The sequence below is a fragment of the Actomonas spartinae genome (genome assembly GCF_051209155.1).
Lineage (GTDB): Bacteria > Verrucomicrobiota > Verrucomicrobiia > Opitutales > Opitutaceae > Actomonas.
Genome location: NZ_JBPJGB010000004.1, coordinates 63,327 through 83,219 on the forward strand (window position 1 = coordinate 63,327; position 19,893 = coordinate 83,219).

Below are 19,893 nucleotides of genomic sequence, written 5' to 3' on the forward strand. Positions count from 1 at the left end.
CCCATGGGCGACCTCAGCGTTGGCCACCGTCTTGATGCCGGCTGGTCGCGTTGGACCCGTCGTGGGGCCCATGAGCGGGATCTTCCCATTAAGCGCATCGTGCATCAGCGAGTCGTGCGGCTGCATGGTCCCGCCCGACTGGATCGCTTGGGCCTGCGACCGGCGCCGGGTTACCATAAATGTGGCAGCCGTTTGGATCTCGATTGGGTGGTGGATCTGCGCGTGCTGGCGCGGGTGGGCGGCCGGTGGCGAACTCTTTTGACGCAGCGTGGGCTGAAGCGACCGCGGACCGCGACGACGCGCTGGTTCGATTTGGGCCAGGTGGTGGCGGATGCGGTCATCCTCGAAGTGCGTCGTTGCGGCATCGACGGCGGTTGGACCCCGTGGAATCTGGTCATGGGCGCATTCGAGTTGGAGGGCGAGCGGCAGACTGCGTTGGGCCCGCGCTTGGAACAGCGCTTGCGGCAAGCGGAGATCCGGCTCGACCGTTTGCCCCGCGGCGTGAGCGCGGAGCTTCGCGATGGCATGGTGCACTATCGCACGGCGACGTATGCGGTTGGGTTTCGGCTCGATCGCCCGGCGTGGTCGCACTTGGGGCTGGGTATCGAGCGGCCCGAAGGCGTCGCGCAGAACCTGTTGTTCGACTCGCCGGTGCAGTGTGTCCAAGGCCTGCAGTTGCATGTGGTGGGCGAGGCGCCGCGGGTGGCGCCGACGGTGCGGTGTGATCTGCAGGGCGAGGTGACGGTGCGTGGTTCCGAGGTGGTGTATGACGTGCGCAGTGGCGCGCAGCATTACCGCTTGGGCTGGAAGGTGACCCGCGAGGGTTTGGAGCTGCGGGCGAGTCGGGAGGCCTCGCGGGTGGAGACCGCGTGGCACAGCGCGGCTTGGGCGCTGGGCTGGCGCAACTCGGTGTCACCCACGCACGCGGTGGGCGAGCTGGTGGAGGACGGTCAGACCGGGGCTCTACGGGCGCCGCTGTGGGTGAATGCGCCCGGTTGGGGCACGTGGTCGATCCGTTCATCCGACGAGGCACTGACCGCGCGGTCGGAATGTCGCCGGGCGGACGACCTGAACCTGCTGGAGCTCAAACTCGGCGAGAAGGCCGATGCCCGCGGATTGCATGTGCTGCAGGCCGGCCGGCATGAAGCCACGGTGTGGGTGCAACCGCTGTCGCCACCGTCCGGTCTTCTGCGACGCCAAGCGCCGGCGGTCGCCAAACGGGCACTGGCGCGCACGTTTTTTGTGGCGCCAACCTTTCGGGCCGACGTGGCGACCCTCAGCAACAGTGGCGCGTCGATGCCCTGTGCGATCAGTTTCGAAACCTGGACGGCAGTCTTGCCGCGCTTGCCGCTGCGGGCGGCGGCGGGTGGCGGATGCGATGGCATCGATCTGTTGCGCGTATCGTTGGAGAAGTGGTTGGCCGGCGGTCCGGTTTACGCGGGTGGGGTGCTGGCGATCGACGGCACCTGCCACGACGCCGAGGACGAATACCTCATGACCGGCGCGGCAGGGCTGCGTGCGGTCGGCGACTTTCTGCAAAGGGGCGCGGACGCCGCCTGGTTCCGCCGAAACCGTGGGCCTGTCCTGCGGAAGATCGCGGCGGCGCGGGCGCGTGATCTCGACGGTGACGGGCTGATCGAGAGTCCGCATCGCACGGGGGTGAGTGGCACGGGCCAGTGGAGCACGTGCTGGGCGGACGTGGTGTCCTTCGGGTGGAAATGCGCCTGGAGCAACGCGGTGCTGTATGGCGCCCTGCGCAGCCTCGTGATGGGACTAAGGCGCTGGCGGGAAACCGGACTGGCGCAGGAACTGGAGGCGTGGGCGGAGCAGTTGCGCCGCAGTTATCGACCGGCTTTCTGGCACGAACGGAACGGTTGGCTGGCCGGCTGGCGTTGTCGTGAAAACCGCCTGCACGACTACGCCTTTCTGGCGGTCAATGGGGCGGCGGTGCAGGAAGGTTTGCTGGACGCGGAAGATGCGTGCGGCGCGATGCAGCGGTTATGGTGCGAAGCACAGCGCGTCGGTTTGCCGTCGGCGACCTACGGGCTTCCGCTCGCGTTGTGGCCGATCCCGGACGAGGACCTCGCCGACATCCTGCAAGGGTATCCACAGGGGTATTACCAAAACGGCGGACGCACTCATTCGCAGGCCCGGCGCTTCGTGATGGGCCTGTATGCGGCGGGGTTGCGCCGGGAGGCCGATGAACTGCTCTTGCAGTTGTGCGAAGGTTTCGCGGAGGCGCGGGTGTTTGGCGGGAATCAATCCGGGGTGGATTGGCGCACGTGGCAGGATGAACGCTGCGGTTACGAAGGCCTTTTGACCGACCAGTTCAGTGTGTTGGAACCGATCCTCTGGCGCTGGGGGCAAACGGGAGGCGCGCCATGATCGAGCTTCACGCCCAGCGCTGGTATCGGCGCGAACTGCGCACCCGCTTGCCGTTTCACTACGGCATCGCGGTGATGGAGGCGGTGCCGCACACGTGGCTTGAACTGGAGGCGACGGTGGACGGGGCGCGGGTGTGGGGGCGGGCGGCCGACCACCTGCCTCCGAAGTGGTTCACGAAAAACCCGCACCGGCCGATCGGCGAGGAGTTGGCGGAAATGTATGCGGTGCTGCAGCAAGCCAGTGGGGCGGCGCAAGGGGCTAAGGCGGCCTCGGTGCACGCCTTGGTGCGACGGGTCGACGAAGCCCAGGCGGCGGAAGCGAAGCGCCGCGGGTGGCCGCCGCTGTTGGCGCACTTCGGCGTGTCTTTGGTCGAGCGGGCGCTGATCGATGCCTTTTGCCGGCGGCATGCCTGCACCTTGGCCGAGGCGCTGAAAGGCAATGGGCTGGGTATCCGCCTGGCTGATCTGCATCCTGAGCTGGCGGGAGCGGAGCCGGCGGCTGGACTACCGTCGATGCCCTTGGCCAAAATCGTCTGCCGCCATACGGTGGGTTTGGCGGATCCGCTCGAAGCTGACGACCCTGCGACCGCAAACGGCCCCCAGGATGGTCTGCCGGTCGATTTGCGCGCGGTGATACGGGCTTACGGGCTGCGTGAGTTTAAGATCAAGGTGGCGGGTGAAACTGCGGCGGCGTTGGCGCGACTTGAGCGCGTCGTGACGGTGATCGAAGCCGAGTGTGGCGGCGACTATGCCGCGACGCTCGATGGCAATGAGTCTTTTACGACGGTGGAGGACTTGCGGGCGTTCTGGTCGGCCGCGCGGGCGCGCCCGCGGTTGCGCGGGTTGTGGGCGCGCGTGCGGTTCTTTGAGCAACCGCTGCACCGTGACGTGGCGTTGAGCGAGGCCGTGGCGCAAAGCTTGCCGGGGTGGTGGGAGCGGCCGGCGCTCCTGATTGATGAGTCGGGCGGCACGCCGGAGGATGTGCGGCGGGCGCTGGCGATAGGCTACCTGGGGGTGAGCCATAAGAATTGCAAAGGGGTCATCCACGGCGTCGCCAATCGCTGCCTGTTGGCGAAGCGCGGAGCGGCCTTTCTTATGAGTGGGGAGGATCTGTCCAACGTGGGACCGGTGGCGCTGCCGCAGGACCTCGCGGCGCAGGCGGTGTTGGGTAACGCCAGTGTCGAGCGCAATGGCCATCATTACTTCGCCGGACTGGCCGGCTGGCCGGAAAGCGTGCAAGCCGCGGTGGTCGAACATTACCCGGGACTCTACGCACGGCCGTCGGTGGGTGCGGCCGCGCAAGTGCGGGTCGACGGTGGAGCGATCGACACGCGTGCCGCGGTAGGAAACGCCTTCGGCGGTGCGTGGAAACTGGGGCTCGACGGCGCCGGCGAATGCTGGGCCGAGATCGGCTAACGCGGCTACAATTTGGACTGTCGTTTTGGAGTGATGACTGGCCTCAGCGCGCCAGCCCCTCAACCGCGCGATTGTTGATGGTCTTGCGCTTCCAGGAATAAACCCGGTCGGCCACCATCAGGATTTCGGAGACTTCGACCACGGCCGAGGTTTCAGGCTGATAGACCGGCATATCGACCGTGATGGTGACTTTGTTGATGGGATCCCAGAGACGCGTTGCCTGCGTGCCGGTGATCACCATCCGGGAGTTGGACTTGAGCGTGCGATTGTAGACCCACACTTCGGCGTGCACGGAATATTCGTGCAAGGGATGCTTGAGGTCCGGCTCGCCAAGGTGCGCCACGATTTCCTCGGCCGCCATGCCGCGGGACACCGCAAAGGGTTCGGTCAGTTCAGGACGTTGGGAAACGGTTTCGCAGCCGACGAGGCTCAACAGCGCCAGCACGGCCAGGATGCCAATGAGGGGTGGACGGGAAAGGGACATGGGAAGGAAAAACGTCGCAGCGCAGGCAGCTGCGTCAGCTCTAACGGATTATTGTTCCGGCAGGCGCCAGCGGGTGCTCTGAATGGTCGGACGCGTGTGGGCGTCGGGCTTTTGGTAATACACGGTCAGGATCTCGCCGGGCGCGATCTCAACGGAGGCCGGGTAACCAAGATCGTGACTCGGTGCGTCGGAACGCAGCACCTGTTCCGGGGTGTCGGTCCAAGTGACTCCGTCGGAACTCAGACTGGCCCGGATTCCGAAGGGCGGCCGCCGGTAGCCGGTGCTGGCCAGCAGGCGGCCGTCGGCCAGGGTGGTGACGTGCGGCGGGTAACCCCAGCGCTGCGAACTCTGCGCGGGCGACCAAGTCGCACCGCGATCGTCGGAGACGGCGGTGTAGAAATGATTGTTGGTGTTCTGGTCGTCGTAGGGACTGGCGGTGGAGCGAATTGTCATGACCACCCGACCGGACGGCAATTGTGCCAGGTGCGGCTCGCCGAAGCGACGTTCGAGCGCGGTCGGTGTATCCAGTTTGGTGATGCGAGACCACGGACCGGCCGCGGCGGGCGCGGTGTAGACGGCGACCCCGCCCGATTCATCGCGGTAGGCGCCGGACATCCAGGTGCCGTTGTCGAGCACGATGCCGCCGTGAATGGCGTCGGGACCTGGCACCGGCGCGTTCCACGTGAGGCCACCGTCGGTCGAGGTGTAGACCCAGGTGCCGGCCTGATCGGCGGCAGCCCGGTAGGCGTCCGTTTCGACATGCTGAGACCAGCGCCGCATGGTCGCGGCGGGATAGGCGTCGAGTGGGTAGGTGGCGTAGGTCGCGGCGGACCAAGCGACGCTGCGCACGTGGAGCGCGAGCGTGCCGTCGGGGCCGACCGTGAGGCCATTTTCGCGATCGTCCAGCGGCGTGTCGACGGCGACGATGGGCTCGCTCCAGGTGAGGCCGTTGTCGGTCGAGCGCATGAGCAGCACGCGTCCGTCGGGGCCGAGATGTTCCTCGGTCGCGCAGAAGGTCAGCACGAGCGTGCCGTCGGGCAGGCGCACGAGGTCGGGCCAAGCCGCATAAACGGTAGGATCGGCGAAGACGGTGTCGTGTTCGATCACGTCGGCGGCGACCGCGACATCGAGAGGCTGCTCGGGCGTGGGCGGTGGCGGCGTTTCGAAATAGCTGCGCCACAAGTCGACCACGAGGTCCGCGCCCTGGGGCTTGAAGTAGTCTTCCCAGTCGTAGGTGCCCGGCTTGCCGTTGGCCCAGCCGCTGTAGCCCTCGCGGAAGCGGAAGAGCAGGTCGCCCATGCCGACGGCCATGCGGCGCTCGAGCGTGCGACCACCGGCTTCGGTCTGCCATTCGCCGAGCTCTTTGAGCGTGGTGGCGCTCATCAGATCAATCATGGCGGCTTCAAACGCGTAGGCGATGTTGGTGCGCAGGCCCGACCAATCCATGGTTTCGAATTCAAAGATGAAGCCGGTCTGGCCGTTCCACGGCGAGGTGTCCGCGCCGGTGGCCTGCCCGAGGATCTGGCCGGTCAGGTCGCCGTGCACGATGACATTGTTGCGCACGGCTTTGTTGAAGACACGCATGCCCTGGCTGCGGTAGAGGGCCCAAGGTTCGTCGAGTCCCATGCCGTCGTAGCTGAAGGTGTTGCGCACGCCGCGGCCGGTGGTGACGAGGCCGGGCACCAGCACCTGATGGTCGGGCACGGCGAGGTCGCCGCCAAACATCATCCGGTCGCGCACGGCCGGGGTCCAGGTCCAGCAGCGCAGGATGTTGCGGAAGTTGGCCGCTTCAAGGCGGGCGGCGAAGGTGTCGAAGTCGAAGGTGCGGAAGAATGTATTCAGTTCTTCGTGACCGAAGTAGAGCGACGCCGCGACCATGACGCCGACGTAGCCCTCGACGTGGTTGGGATTCCAACTGCGGTGGAACAGCGTCTCTCCGTCCATGAGGACGTAGTAGTTGTTGTCGTCGTCGAGACACCAGTGACCCGCGAGGGCGAGGGCCTGCATGAGCAAGTCGGCGCGAGCGCGTTCGTCAGCGCTGAGTTGGTTCCAGACCGCCGGGGTGCGTTTGGCGAGCAGCAGGGCATTGGCCGGCACGTGGTGGGTCCAGCCGCCGATGCCGCCGAGGGCCTCCGGCTCGCGCGTGCTGCCGTCCTCGTAGGGTTCGGGGGTGACGAGAATATAGCGAAGCTTGGCCGCCAGGTGGTCGGCGAGGGGGGCGCCATTCACCACGTAATCGGGGGCCGCATGCGCGGCCAGGGCGGTGATCTGCAGGCCGAAGGTCTGCGGCATCTCGCGGTAGCGACGCGGTTCGATGAATTTCCAGCGCGGGGCGTCGAGCTCGACTGCGCGTTGCACGAGGCCGGCGGAAAAATGGCGGGGCAGGGTGTCTTGGGCCAGCAGGGGACTGGAGCAAAGGGAGACGAGCCACAGGCTTAGGAGAAGACGGTTCATGGGGCGAGACGTTGCGGGGTAAGGTCGTGAGACAGATCGAAAGTCCACGTGCCGGCGGGGAGGGCGCCGAGGGTGGTGGTCGTGCGCGCGGCATCGGGCCAGGTGATGGTGAGGGACTCCACCTGCGTGGCGGCGCCGAGGCCGAAATGGATGAGTGCGTCGCTGCGCTTGCCGGCGTGGCCGCCGGGGCCGACCCATTGGCGTTTGAGCGTCACCGGCGGCGTCGCGGGATCGCCGTCGAGGTCCACCAACGCGGTGACGATGGCGCCGAAGGCCTCGCGGGCCACAGCACGGGCGGGGTCGCCGGTGAGGCGCAGCACGAGCCCGCTGCGGTCTCCATGCCACGTGTTGTGGTAGACGCGCAGGACCGGTTGCCCGCGGGCGTCCTCCGGGGCTTCCGGAGCGAGCGAACCGTTGGTGACGGCGGCGGCGCGGCGCCGCTCGGCGTTGAGGCGGTTGAAGGTTTGGCCCACCACCAGATCGAGCGCGCCGTCCCGATCGAGGTCGAGCAGCGCGGGTTGACCGGCGCCGATGTGGTCGATGCCCATTTCGGCGGAGCGATCAGCGAAGGTGCCGTCGGCCTGCTGCAGATAAACGCGCAGACGCTCGTCGTGTGGGGGCGGATCGCTGTAGTCGGAAGAACAAAGGATGAGGTCCAAACGGCCGTCGTTGTTCAAATCGGCGAGCTCGCAGAAGATGTCGCCTTGATTGAAGTTGCGGTTCTCCACGGTCTCGACGGCGGGGACCCGGTCGACCGACAACTCGGGGGGCGAGTCGAAGGTGAGTTGACCGGTTTCGTGCAGGCGGCTGACGAGGAAGCGCGAGCGATCGGACGAGTCGCCGGCCCAGTTGTGGATGATGGTGGAAACGAAGACGTCGAAGTCGCCGTCGTTGTCGATGTCGCCGACTGCGGCGTCGAAGGTGTTGCCGTTCGCCCGGAAAGGCGGCTCGTCGTCGCGTTTGAAGCGCGGGTCATCGGCGGCGCGTTCCTGCAACCATTTGGGGTGGCGGCCGTGACGAATGTGGTCGCCGTCGAAGCCGGCGGCGGGGGCGATGTCGATGCCGCGCAGCACGCGGGTAATCTCGTCGCGGCGATAGATCTGGGGGCCGGCCGGACGAGGGGGCGGGCGTTCATCGGTGGTCTTCGGTTCCACCATGGGTGCCCACGGTGAAAGTTGCCAAAGGCGGTTCCAACGGCGGCCGTAGTTGAGCTCCAGCAGGTAGGGCAGCGGAGATCCATCGAGCCGGGCGAGCATCGCGCCGTAGGTGGGGCGGCCACCGGGATCGGTGGCCGGTTCGAGCGGTGAAGACTCGCCGGGAATCGACCAGCGGGTGAAGTCGGCGTGGCTGGTATCACCCTCGCTCGGGACCTGCAGCAGCAGGTCGTTGCTGAAGGCTTCGTAGCCGGAAAAGTAACGTTGATACCAATTGCCCAACCAGAGGTCGGGCAGACCGTCGGCATTCGCGTCCCCCACGGCGATGGCCGCGGTGGTGGCGGCAGGCGCGGCGTCGATCAAACGAGGTGCGTCGAAGGTGCCGTCACCCCGGCCCGGCAACCAGGCGGTGCGAGTCGGCGCGTTGGTGGGCGCGATGAAGTCGTCCTGCAGGTAGTCGAGGTAGCGCGCGATGACTGCGTCGGCGTGACCGTCGTTGTCGAGGTCGGCAAAGGTGATGACGTCGCGCGGCGACAGCATCGGCAAGGTGTCGGACGGAAGCGCGACAAATTGACCGCCGAGCGGCGCCGAAGCATCCGGGTGCCATAGGAAAACCTGCGGCGCGCTGGGCTCGCGGAGATTCAGGCGAATGACGAGATCGGCGTGTTGGTCGCGGTTGAGGTCGACCGCCTGCACGCGGGAAGCGTCAATCGCGGGCAGACCGACCGTAGTGGTGGCGTCCGCGGCGAGGGCCGAGCTGGCGAGGGAGTGAAGGAGGCAACCGGCAAGTGCCAGACGGTGGATCAGCGCAACCATTGGTCCAAGTGGGTGGCGACGAACGCGTCGTCGGTGAGATCGGGGTAGGCGGCGGCGACCCGCGTGAGTTCTTCGGCTTGGCCCGGGGAGAGCGTTTCAGCGGGATTGAGGCAGGCGGTCGAGGGCACGAGACCTTGGCGGCGGAGCACCTCCAGGATACCCGGAATGCAACCCGCAAAACCGTTGGCGGCGTCGAAGACGGCGGCGTTCATGTCGGTGACCGCGACGGCTTGGTTCAGCCACGCTTTATCAAGCGTGTTCCCCTCGCGGGCAGCCTTGATGCGGTCAAGTAGCTGCACCGCGGCGTGACTCCAAACGCCCCAGTGCCCGAGCAGGCCACCGGCGATGTGGCGGGTCACGGGCTGGCCGTGGTGCGCGAAGGTGAAGGGACTGAGCAGGTCGGTGACGATGGTGTCATCGTTGCCGGTGTAGAGCGCGATGTCGTTGCGGCCGGTTTCGATCACGGCCCGCACCACATCGAGGGTTTGGTAGCGATTGAAGGGAGCGATCTTGATCGCGAGCACAGCCTCGATCTCGGCGAAGCGGTTCCAGAATTGGCGGCTGAAGACCCGGCCACCGACGGCCGGCTGCAAGTAGAACCCGATCAAGGGCAGTTGCGAGGCAACCGTGCGGCAGTGGGCGAGGATTTTGTCCTCCGGTGCGTCGCCCCAGGCGGCAAGACTGAGCAGGGCGGCATCGTAACCGAGCTCGCGGGCGAGGGAGGTTTCGGCGACGGCTTGTTCCGTGAGTCCACAAACGCCGGCGATTTTAATAAACGGTCGCGGGGCAGCGGCGAGGGACGCGCTGATGGTTTCGGCGGCGAGCTCGAGCACGGGCTGAAAGAGTCCGTGCTGCGGCTCCCTGATTTCAAACTGGGTGGAATGCACTGCGACGGCGATGCCCCCGCAGCCGGCGGCAACGTAGTAGCGACTGAGGGCGCGCTGATGGCGTTCCGAGAGTCGGCGGTCGGCATCAAGTGCCAACGGATGCGCCGGGATCACCTGGCCGCTCAGCAAGTGCGCGCGTAGGGCGGAAAGATCGTCAGAATTTGCCATCGCGAGTCTCGAAGTGGGTGGGTTTGCCGAGCAGCGCGCCGCCTTGCTCCAAATAATCCGCCACGGTGGAGATCATTTGCTCGAGGGAGTGGTGCGGGGCGCCGAACCGTTGGATCGCAGTGCGGGCGTCGGACAGCCAGGCCGTCGACGCCGGTTCGCCGTGGAACTGCGGTTCACGGCCGAAGCGCTGCCCGAATGCTGCGGCGATGTCCCGCACGGCGTGTTTGTCGGGTCCCGTGACATTGAGCGGGCACGGCGGCGAGGCGGCGAGATCGAGGGAACGAATGGCGACGGCCACCGCATCGGTTTGCCAGATCAAGTTCACCCAGCCGGTGGAGAGGTCGATCGGCTCGTTGGCCAGCACGCGTTGCGCGATGTCGACCAGGACGCCGTAGCGCAGTTCGCAGGCATAGTTCAGTCGGTAAAGCAGAACCGGGGTGCCGTGAGTGCGGGAAAAATGGGTGAAGACGCGTTCGCGACCGACGCAGGAACTGGCGTATTCGCCCTGGCATGACAGCGGCGTCGTCTCATCGCAACCGGCGCCGTCCACTGGTGCGAACGGGTAGACGCAGCCGGTCGAAAATACGACCAGTCGGGAGTCACGGAAGTGAGGGGCGACGATCGCGGGGACGATGGTGTTCTGAATCCAGGTGGCTTCCGGCGCGTCGGTCGTGCCGAATTTTTGCCCGGCGAGATAGAAGAGGTTGGCGACCTCGGGCAGGCGGGCGACGTCGGTGGGGTCGGCCAGATCACAAGCGATGGTTTCGATGCCGGCGGCCTCCAGGTTGGAGCGCACCTCAGACCGGCTGAAACGGGATACGCCAATGACGCGGGCAGACCGACCGGCGAGGGTCAGGGCCTGGCGCAGCATGAGGGCGAGGGTGGTGCCCATCTTGCCGCCCACGCCCAAAATCAGGTAGTCGCCGGTTTGAAATTTCACCGCTTCGATGACCTCAGCAGGCGGCAGGGCCAGCCACCGGTCGATTTCCTCATTTTCCACTGGGAAAGCACGCGTCATTGCTCCAAAAACGACAGGCCGCGATGGCGGCGGCAAGTGTTTAAGAATCAGTCAGTTAAGAATGAAATTTCATCAGCCTAAATTCGGTTCCGTCTCTCCTTGAAGATCATCGATTTCCACACGCATCCCGTCTTCTTTGAGGCCGGGCTCGCTCCGGCAGAAACCCGGGCTCAGATCAAGCGCGCCCGGCGCTTTGGCATCACGCGGATGGTGGTGCTGGGCGATGTGCTGCGCTACGGGCGACTGCCCGACGAAGAGCAAACCCGCACCCTGAACGATGACGTGGCGACGGTGGTGCAGCGCGGTCGCGGGTTTTACGTCGGGTTCTGTGGACTCAATCCCGTGCTGGGCGAACGCGAAGTCTGGCGCGAGGTGGAGCGCTGCTTTGAGCAGATCGGAGGCTTCCATGGCTTCAAGCTGGAGATTTCCTGCAATGCCCGCGACGCGGCGATGAAGCCGGTGATGGAAGCCGCGCGTCGTTACGGGGTGCCGGTGCTGCAGCATTCGTGGAGTCAGACCAACATCCGCGAGCGCGCCTTTCATTCCGATCCGGAGGACACCTGCGAACTCGCCCGGCGCTGGCCGGACGTGAAGATCGTGATGGCGCATCTCACCGGTTGCGGGGTGCGCGGGATTCGCGCCGCGCGCGGATTGGACAACCTCTTCATCGACACCTCCGGGGCGGCACCGGAGGCCGGCCTGGTCGAGGTGGCGGTTGGGGAACTGGGCGCGCATCGGGTGCTTTACGGGTCGGATATCCCGATTCGGGACCTGCCCACCGCCATCGGGCGCATCACCGGCTCCGCCATCCCGGCCGCGGCCAAGCGCCGCATCCTGCACGACAACGCCGTTCAGCTCCTGCCCCCATCTGTATGACCTTTTTTGATACCAATGCCTGGTTGGGCGAGTGGCCCTTCCTGAATCTGCCGGTGCGGGACGCGGCGGCGCTGCGGCGCCATTGGCGGCAACACGACATCGCGGGGGGACTCGTGTCGGCGTTCAGCGCATTGTGGCCGGTGGATCCCATGCCGGCCAACCGGGCGCTGCGGACCAGTCTGGCGCGCCGTCCCGAGATGACGCCGCTGCCGGTGCTCAACCTCTTTGGTCCGGGTTGGGAACGGGACCTCGAGGAACTGCTGGCGTGGCCGGAACTGGTGGCGGTGCGGCTGGCGCCGGGTTACGGCGGTTGGAGTCTGCGTGGTCGGGTCGCGCGTGAAGCCGCCGCCGCGATCACGGCCGCGGGCAAGCGCGTCGTGTTGACGGCCCGGTTGTGGGATGAGCGCCACGAACATCCCGCGCTGCGGGTCAAACCGGTCAAAACGGCGGACGTGATCGCTTGGCTGGCGGCGGTGCCGGAGTGCACACCGTTGATCCAGGGCCTGACGCGCTGGGACGTGGAAGCTGTGGCGAAGGAAAGCGACCGCTTTTTGACCGATCTGAGTTACGCCGAGTGGGAGGATACGCTGGCAGTGCTGACGAAGACGGTGCAGGCGAAGCGGATCGTGTTCGGCTCTCTGACGCCTTTGCACGTCACGGGCGCGCAAGTCGACAAGGTGGCCGCGTCCTCGCAGTCCGCGCGCGTGCGGCGGGCCGTGGCGACGGACAATGCCCAACGCTTTTTTACGGTATGAGTGCTTCCTCCGATCTCCCTGCAATTGCCGGGGGGCAACGTGCAATCACCACGCCGCCCGCGCGGCGCCACCGCTGGGGGGCGCCGGAGTTGACGCGGCTGACCGCGATGGTCGAGCAGGAGTCGTTGTTCTATTGGCAGGGACCCCAGACCGAGGCGATGTTGGCGCTCTTTCGGGAACGGTATCCCTTGGCGCATTGCATGCCGTGTTCGTCGGGTTCGGCGGCCCTGCACATCGCGGTGGCGGCGCTCCAGTTGGAACCCGGTAGCGAGATCATCGTGCCGGCCATCACCGACATGGGGTCGGTCATCGGCATGCTTTACCAGCAACTGGTCCCGGTGTTCGCGGATGTGGATCCGTTGACGGGCAATCTTGATCCGGTGGACGCCGCGACGCGCATCACGCCGCGCACCAAGGCGATCATGCCGGTGCACCTGGCGGGCAACCCCTGCGACATGGATGCGGTGAAGGCCTTGGCGGCGGAACACGGTTTGGCCGTGATTGAAGATTGCGCGCAAGCCTGGGGGGCGACGTGGCGGGGGCAGATGGTGGGGCTCCACGGCGATCTCGCCTGCTATTCCTTCAACGAGTTCAAACACCTGAGTTGTGGCGATGGCGGCGTGGTGGGCACCAACCGGGGGGATCTCGGCACGGGCTTGAGCAAGTGGGGCGACAAGCACTACGACCGTGTGGCCGGTGGACGAAATCCACCGACCCTGTCGCCGAACTATCGCATCAGCGAGCCGCAGGCGGCGGTGGCGGCCGGGCAACTCGAACGGCACGACGCGATCGTGCAGCGACGGCAGGAACTGGGCCGTCGACTGGAGGCGGCGCTGGCGGCCTTGCGCGGGATCGTCATGCCCGGAGTGCTGGTCCCCGCGACTTCGAGCTTTTGGTTCTTGCTGCCGCAGTTGGATCCGGCGGCGGTGCGGGTGAGTCGCGATGAGTTCGCGGCCGCCCTACGGGCGGAAGGCGTGCTGGGCCAGGGCGCCTACCTGCCGTCACCGGTCCCTGAATACGACGTGTTTCAACGGCACGATTTCTTCGCCGGTCGTTGGCCGCTGCGCGAGGCCGGTTTGACCACGATGGACTACCGCAAAGTGGCCTTTCCGCAGGCGCGAGCCCTGCTGGCAGGCAACCTCACGCTCACCCTGCATGAGGAAATGACGGAGGATTACCTCGACCAAGTGGCGGCGGCCTTCGCCAAACTGCTGCGGTATTATGCGCGTTGAACGAGCCGTTTCGGACATGAGCAAGCAACCCACCATTTTGGTTCATCTGCGCCCAGCGGAACGCGCCGACTTTCTGCCTCCTGAACTGGAGACGGAACTCCAAGCCCTGGCGGGCGAGGTGGAGATTTGGACCGCGGCGGAGCCGACCGCCGCCGAACTTGCGCAGCGGTTGGAGGCGCTGCGTCCGGAGGTCTTGCTGGCCGGTTGGGGGACGCCCTTGGTGCCGTTGCCGACACCGGAGTATCTGCGCTACGTCTGCTACATGGGCGGCTCGGTCAAAAATGTGGTGGCGCGGGCGCATCTCGAGGCGGGACTGCCGGTGACCAATTGGGGCGACTCCGTCAGCCGGACGGTGGCGGAGCACGCCTTGTTTCTGGTGCTCGCCGCCCTGCGTCAGGCGGCGCACTGGGGTGAAGTGTTGCATCACGAAAAGGGCTGGGGGGCGGAAACGCAGCGACCGGGGTCGCTCTTCGGACGGACGGTCGGTGTATATGGCTTTGGCTGCATCGCGCGCGATTTTGTGCGGCTGCTGCAGCCCTTTGGTTGCCGGGTGACGGCCTTTGCGCCGTGGATGCCGGCCGCCTTGTTGGCCGAACATGGCGTGTCTCGGAGCGAGTCGCTCGACGCCCTGTTTGAGGACTGCGAAATCGTGGTGAATGTGTCTCCACTCAACGACCAGTCCCGCGACTCGGTGGGGGAAGCCCAGCTGCGGCGCCTCCGCGATGGCGGAGTTTTTGTCAATGTGGGTCGTGGGCACACCGTCGACGAAGCCGCTTTGGCGACCGTCGCGGGCAAAGGACGCATCCACGTGGGCCTCGACGTGTATCGGGATGAACCTTTGCCGCCCGAGTCACCGCTGCGCGGTTTGCGCAATGTGATGCTGACTCCGCACATCGCGGGTCCGACGCCGGATCGCCGCCGTGATGCCGGGGCCTTCGCGCTGCGAAACCTACGGGCCTATTGCACCGGTGAACCGCTGAAGGCGCTCGTGACTACGGAAATTTTCGACCTTTCAACGTAAGGTCGTGCGCAACTCGCTAGCTGAGAGCGGCGAGTAGTGCCCGGGCAATCTCATCGGCGTCCGCCAAGGTGTAACGCCAGCCCAGCGGGATCGCAACGAAGCGGCGGGTCAGGTCCTCGGTGCGGGGAAAATCTTCCGGCCGATAGCCTGGTGCGGGCCACGGGCGCAGATCGCGGAAAGGCGACATGGCCGGGTGATGCGTGCGTCCGGTCAGCAAATGGGGACGGTGGTATTGCGGATAGGTGCCCGTGCGTTGCTGACAGGGCACGCCGGCGGCGGTCAGACGGTCGCGCACCTCGGCCGCGCGTTCGGCGGACGGCAGGTAACCGTAGAGCTCAAAGCCGAAATCGCCGGCGGGATCGGCCAAGGGGCGCCAGGTCCACCCGGCGGGTTCGCCCACCAAGTCGAGGATGTGTTGTTTGAGTTGCCGGCAATGTTTGACGATCGCGGGCACCTTGCGGGCCTGCGCGAGGGCAACGGCGGCGGTGAGTTCCGACATGCGAAACTGGGCGCCGGAGAAGGCCGGTTCGATGGGGGCGGTGAACTGATGATGATGCGGCCGAAATTGGCCAAGGTCGTGGGCGCGCACGGCTCGTTCGTAGGTGCGCGGATCGTTGGTCACGAGCAGGCCGCCTTCACCCGCGGTCATGGGCTTGTTGTGTTGGAAACTGAAAATGGCGACGTCGCCCGAACTGCCGACGGGACGACCATGGTAGGTTGCGCCGGGAGCTTCGGCGCAGTCTTCGATCACGAAGAGGCCGCGACGATGCGCGTAGCGCTCGATGGCATCCATGTCGGCGGCGGCTCCCTGGTAATGAACCACCAGCACCGCCCGGGTTTGCGGGGTGCGCAGCCGTTCGATCTCGCGGGGATCAAGGCAAAGGCTGGCGTCCACCTCGGCAAGCACCGGCCGAGCGCCACTGCGCACGATGGCGGTGACGCAGGACAGCCAGCTCCATGCCGGCACGATCACCTCGTCGCCGGGGCCCACCGCAATCGCGGCGAAGGCCGTTTCGAGCGCGGCGGTGCCACTGGAGGTGGCGAGGGCGAAGGGCATGCCGGTCCAGCGGCAAAACTCCTCCTCCAGGGCGGCCACCATGGGCGGGCTGCGATCAGGGTGGTCGCCGTAATAGCGAAACAACTCGCCGCGGCGCAGCACCTCGAGCACCGCCGCTTCTTCTTCGGCGCCGATGGATGCCGACCCGAGGCCGGCGGCAGGGGCGGTCCATGCACGAGAGGCGGTCATGGTGGACAAGGGGTTCAAGCGACCGCGCGGGCGGCTAGGCGGCGCAGGCCGAAGCCCAGCAGCAGGAGCAATCCGCCAGCAATGAGGTTGATGCGGCCCGGGGCGACCGGGGTGGAGGGCAGGAAGGTGCAAAGCACCAGCACGCTGCCGAGGATGAGGCAGACGACACCGATCAGACCATACACCTGCATGGCGGCACCGCCGTATTCGGACTCTGGTGACGGGTCGACCGGCGTGGCGAGGTCGCGTTCGAGCGCCTGCAGTCCGGCATGGCGGGGATCATCGGCTTTGAACCAAAATGAGGAGAGGCCGAAAACGAGCGAGGCCACGACCGCTTCGACGATCATGTTGCGGGCGAAATCGTGCTCCGGCCAGACCCCGGCGACCATAAGGGCGATCGCGGCGACGAGGGCCGCGGAAGAGGCGGCGATGCCCGACCACCACGGGGTGCGGCGAAAGATCATACCCAGCGCCACCGGCATCTGGAAGGAGGCGGTCAGCGAAAAGTAGATCAGCGCGAACTGAAAGGCGCCGCCGAAACGCGGAATGACAAACGCCACCGCGACGCCTAGCACGCCGACGATGGTCATGGTCGTCCATGCGACGCGCAATTGACCGCGCTCGCTCAGCGTTTGGCCGGTGAGACGGCGACGCAGCGGCACGACGATGTCGCGGGTGATGGTGGCGGCCAGCCAGTTGAAGGCATCGTTGGCCTGGCCAAGGGTGGCGGAGAGGATAGCGGAAACCACGAAGCCGATCATGCCGTGGGGCAGCAGCAACAACGCCAGGCTCACGAAGGAGGCCTCGTTGGGGTTGGCGAACTGCGGCCAGATCGCCGCCATGTCAGGAAAGAGCACGCGGGCCGCCATCACCGGCAGAATCCACATGAGCGGGCCCACCAGACTGAGGCTCGCGCAGAGCAGGGCCATTTTGCGGGCGCCGCGTTCATCGGGCACGCTGTTGTAGCGCTGCACCAGGTGCCAGGCGACATTGTAGCCGAGCATCATGTTGATGCCGTAGCCGATGAGGAACCACACATTGGCGGCCGGTCCCTGGAGGCTGAAGTAGCCCTCGGGCACCTCGGCCAGCAGGCGTTTCACCCCTGCGATCAAACCGGCGCCCTCGCCGAGATGGAGGTAGGAAACCGGCAGAATGATAAGGGTCATCACGCCGATGATGATGCCTTGCACCGCATCGGAGAGCACGGCCGCCCAAAGTCCGCCGACCGCCGTGTAGAGCACCATGACAAAGCCGGTCACGATGGTGAGAGCCTGAAAGCCGGAAAGGGTGATCGGCCCGAGGGTGAGCTGGGTGTCGTTGAGCCCGAGGGCGGTCGAAACGAAGATACAGAGAATGTAGAGCCCCTGACCGATGCCCACGATGGCCGGAATCACGGCGGTAAGGGAGTAGAAGTAGGTCGTCGACGGGGAGAAACGCCGGGTGAGGAACTGCAGGGGCGAGGACAGGCGGCAACGCCGCCACATGCGGGCAAAGTAGAGAAAACCCACGAGGTAGGCCCAGGTTGCCGAGGTGAAGATCAGCGCTGCGCCGATGCCCCACTGGTAGGTGAATCCGGCGGCCGCCACGAACATGAAGGCGGAGAAACCGGAAACCCAATTGGACAGGCCGGCCAGGAACCACGGGATGCGGCCGCCACCCTCAAAATAATCGTCGGTATCCTTGTTGCGACGGGCTGCGTAGAACCCGACGAAGATGATGATGCCGAAGTAGAGCGCGATGAGCGCGTAGTCGAAACCGTTGACAGTGTTGAAGGCGGGGCGGTCCACGGGGTGGTGTGGCGGATGGGTTCCGGCGAACGGGGATAAAGAGAAAGATAAAGAGGAAAGAGAAAGAGCCGACTTCGTCAGGCTAACGTGAAGGTGGGGAGGTCACCGGTCGGATCGACGGTGACTGAGCGGGAGACGCCTTGCTGGGTGGTGGTGACCAACCAGCCCCGACCGTCGATCGAAACGTTGATCAGCGGCACGCCCTCGACCCCGCCGTGGGCGGAGCGCGCGCCGGCGACGGTGAGCAACACGTGTTCGGCGGCACGGGCGGACTCGATTTCCACGAAAGGGAATATGCCCGACGTTTCCGGCAGGTCGTGGCGTTGCACGGTCAGGTGCGTGGCGCCGTGGGCGCGCACCGTGGCGGCGAGGGCGGCGTGCGGACGATCAATGGTGAAACCGGCGGAAGAGGCGGCGGCCTGCGCCTTGCCGTCCTCGTTGAAGATCTGAAAACGCGCCTGCACCGGCACGGGTTGGGCGGGATCGACGCTCACGCGGTCCAGCACGATGAGGATACCCGGCTTGAGGAAGAGGAGGGAGCGTTCGACGCGGCGCACGCTGTCATTGACCAGTTGATACGCCGGCGCGGCGTCGCTCACCACGCGCATCCAATCGTCGCCGGTGGCGTAGTCGACCACCCTGGCGGCAGCCCAGGAGGAGTTGGTGCCTTCGCTGCCGTCGTGATATTGGTGGCCCTGACCGTCGATCAGCACGGCGCTGTGGGCTTCGGTGAGGCGCAGCAACCACTGCGGGTGGTCGGGGACGTAGGAGGCCTTGAAGGGATCGTGGAAGAGGCGTTCGCCGTGGGCCTTGAAGATGATGCTGTTGCGGTCGGCGTGCTCGTGGTTGGCCGGGCCGCCGGAGCGGAAGGCGACCACGGAGGCGTCGGCGTCCCAACCGGTGCGGGAAATGACCCAGTCGTTGGACATGCGGATGTCGAGCAGCTCCGGGCCGGGCGCGGCGGTGGGGGCGGCGGGATCATACCAGACGGCGGCGGGCAGATGCTTCATGCCGCCGATCGTATTGGCGATATGGTTGCACAGCGGGTCGCCGGTGACACGGCCGACCCAGGGGGCGACGGAGACGTCGACGCCGCCGGTGCCGGAATCGCCGAAGTTGACGGTGTCGAGGTCGGGATTGAGCGCGCCTTTGGGGGTGGCGTTGTAGACCTGGCTTTCGTTGGGATTGGTCAACACCTCGCCGCGGGTCGGCATGCTCATGTGCAGGGCGTAGCGGATGGTGCCGGGGTAGTTGATCAGGTCACGATCATCGATGCCGAGGCGGCGGTAGAGGGCCTCGGCCTGCATGGCCAGGTGGAGGGTCGTGTAGCCCCAATAGCCGATGCCTTCGTCGTAGGAACCATCCAGGCCATACATGACGGAGAAGGCCTTGGCGCTTTGGCGGGACAGCTCGAGCCACTTGCCGGCCTCCGGATGCCGGCCGTGAAACCAGACTCCGGCGATGCCGAGGGCGGCGGTGGGGATGACTTTGAGGTTGGTGGCGTTGAGAATGAGCGGCCAACGGCTCAGGTCGAAACGGTAGGGGTAGTCATCGAGCTCGCTGAAACCCCAACCCTGCACGCGGTCGGGATACTTCATGCCGTAAAGCGTGCGGTAGCAGGCGGGCGCACCCTTCTTGGCGACGTTGTCCTCGGCGGCAGCGATTTCGTCCGCAGTGAGGTGCTCACCGATCCAGTCCAGCGCGTAGCACACGGCAATGGTGGCTTCTGAGGCGCGTTGGATGCCGATGATCTGGTCGCCGCCCTCGGTGAAATAGTCCCAGGTGGGATAGTCGTTGAGACGGGCGAGGGCGGTGCGGGCGAGCTCAAGGTCGGCGGGTTTCTCCCACAGGGCGTAGGCGAAGGCGCTTTCCTCGAGCAGAACGCGGGCGCGCCGCATGTCGGTGACGCGGTTGGTCAGGCGCAACTCATCGCGCAGAAACTTCAGTTCGGCAGCGTGGTCGACGCCCTGCAGGTGCTCGCGCAGGGCGGCGAAACGCGGGAGGGCGAGATTGGCGCGAATGCGGGGCAACTCACTCGCCGCGAAGAGCAGGCCGGCCTGCGGCGCCGGCGTCGGCGTGGCCGAATCCGGCTCGGGGGGATGAGGATGACCAGCGAGGCGCGACCCCACCAACAACGGCGCGGCGGCGGCCAGAGAGGTCTTGCGCAGAAACGAGCGGCGGGTGGTGGGCATGGG

14 protein-coding genes are annotated in these 19,893 nt (G+C 66.2%); 6 read left to right on the top strand and 8 right to left on the bottom strand.

Annotation, left to right across the window (positions count from 1 at the left end):
* The first annotated feature begins 3 nt into the window (after positions 1-3).
* Positions 4-2,385 carry a glucosidase family protein gene (locus AC0MRV_RS17180; RefSeq protein WP_472765736.1) on the top strand — a complete coding sequence of 794 codons (2,382 nt, stop codon included), beginning with the start codon at positions 4-6 and terminating at the stop codon, positions 2,383-2,385.
* Positions 2,382-3,800 (top strand): enolase-like domain-containing protein, encoded by a 1,419-nt coding sequence (locus tag AC0MRV_RS17185; protein ID WP_472765737.1) that lies wholly within the window; start codon positions 2,382-2,384, stop codon positions 3,798-3,800. The genes AC0MRV_RS17180 and AC0MRV_RS17185 overlap by 4 nt, the downstream gene beginning before the upstream one ends.
* A 43-nt stretch (positions 3,801-3,843) precedes the next feature.
* On the opposite strand, the gene AC0MRV_RS17190 is transcribed toward AC0MRV_RS17185, so the two are convergent.
* Genes AC0MRV_RS17190 through AC0MRV_RS17210 form a run of 5 tightly spaced genes read right to left on the bottom strand, consistent with a single transcriptional unit; the run spans position 3,844 to position 10,781 of the window.
* A complete protein-coding gene (locus AC0MRV_RS17190) occupies positions 3,844-4,284 on the bottom strand; it encodes a hypothetical protein (protein WP_472765738.1) in 441 nt (146 codons plus the stop codon).
* Between the two features lie 48 nt (positions 4,285-4,332).
* Entirely contained in the window at positions 4,333-6,738 is a 2,406-nt protein-coding gene (locus tag AC0MRV_RS17195; protein WP_472765739.1) for a sialidase family protein, read from the bottom strand.
* Positions 6,735-8,708 carry a CRTAC1 family protein gene (locus tag AC0MRV_RS17200; RefSeq protein WP_472765740.1) on the bottom strand — a complete coding sequence of 658 codons (1,974 nt, stop codon included), beginning with the start codon at positions 8,706-8,708 and terminating at the stop codon, positions 6,735-6,737. The genes AC0MRV_RS17195 and AC0MRV_RS17200 overlap by 4 nt, the downstream gene beginning before the upstream one ends.
* The gene (locus tag AC0MRV_RS17205) at positions 8,696-9,763 is read right to left on the bottom strand and encodes a dihydrodipicolinate synthase family protein (RefSeq protein ID WP_472765741.1); all 1,068 of its coding nucleotides are present in this window, start codon (positions 9,761-9,763) and stop codon (positions 8,696-8,698) included. Before AC0MRV_RS17205 ends, AC0MRV_RS17200 begins: the two co-directional genes overlap by 13 nt.
* Positions 9,750-10,781, bottom strand: a complete 1,032-nt coding sequence (locus AC0MRV_RS17210; RefSeq protein WP_472765742.1) for an NAD-dependent epimerase/dehydratase family protein — start codon at positions 10,779-10,781, stop codon at positions 9,750-9,752. Before AC0MRV_RS17210 ends, AC0MRV_RS17205 begins: the two co-directional genes overlap by 14 nt.
* Positions 10,782-10,880: 99 nt before the next feature.
* On the opposite strand from AC0MRV_RS17210, the gene AC0MRV_RS17215 reads away from it, so the two are divergent.
* From AC0MRV_RS17215 to AC0MRV_RS17230, 4 genes are read left to right on the top strand one after another with little or no spacing between them, the layout of a single operon-like run.
* Positions 10,881-11,657 (top strand): amidohydrolase family protein, encoded by a 777-nt coding sequence (locus AC0MRV_RS17215; RefSeq protein WP_472765743.1) that lies wholly within the window; start codon positions 10,881-10,883, stop codon positions 11,655-11,657.
* Positions 11,654-12,412 carry a hypothetical protein gene (locus AC0MRV_RS17220; RefSeq protein WP_472765744.1) on the top strand — a complete coding sequence of 253 codons (759 nt, stop codon included), beginning with the start codon at positions 11,654-11,656 and terminating at the stop codon, positions 12,410-12,412. Before AC0MRV_RS17215 ends, AC0MRV_RS17220 begins: the two co-directional genes overlap by 4 nt.
* Complete coding sequence (locus AC0MRV_RS17225) at positions 12,409-13,644, top strand: DegT/DnrJ/EryC1/StrS family aminotransferase (protein WP_472765745.1); 1,236 nt, start codon at positions 12,409-12,411, stop codon at positions 13,642-13,644. Before AC0MRV_RS17220 ends, AC0MRV_RS17225 begins: the two co-directional genes overlap by 4 nt.
* A 16-nt stretch (positions 13,645-13,660) precedes the next feature.
* Complete coding sequence (locus AC0MRV_RS17230) at positions 13,661-14,665, top strand: hydroxyacid dehydrogenase (RefSeq protein WP_472765746.1); 1,005 nt, start codon at positions 13,661-13,663, stop codon at positions 14,663-14,665.
* 16 nt (positions 14,666-14,681) lie between these two features.
* Here AC0MRV_RS17230 and AC0MRV_RS17235 read toward each other — a convergent pair whose 3' ends face one another.
* From AC0MRV_RS17235 to AC0MRV_RS17245, 3 genes are all read right to left on the bottom strand, one after another.
* Positions 14,682-15,911 carry a DegT/DnrJ/EryC1/StrS family aminotransferase gene (locus AC0MRV_RS17235; protein ID WP_472765747.1) on the bottom strand — a complete coding sequence of 410 codons (1,230 nt, stop codon included), beginning with the start codon at positions 15,909-15,911 and terminating at the stop codon, positions 14,682-14,684.
* 14 nt (positions 15,912-15,925) lie between these two features.
* On the bottom strand, positions 15,926-17,698 hold the full coding sequence (locus AC0MRV_RS17240; protein WP_472765748.1) for a sodium:solute symporter family transporter: 1,773 nt from the start codon (positions 17,696-17,698) through the stop codon (positions 15,926-15,928).
* Positions 17,699-17,775: 77 nt separating this feature from the next.
* A complete protein-coding gene (locus AC0MRV_RS17245) occupies positions 17,776-19,890 on the bottom strand; it encodes a heparinase II/III domain-containing protein (RefSeq protein WP_472765749.1) in 2,115 nt (704 codons plus the stop codon).
* Positions 19,891-19,893: the final 3 nt, after the last annotated feature.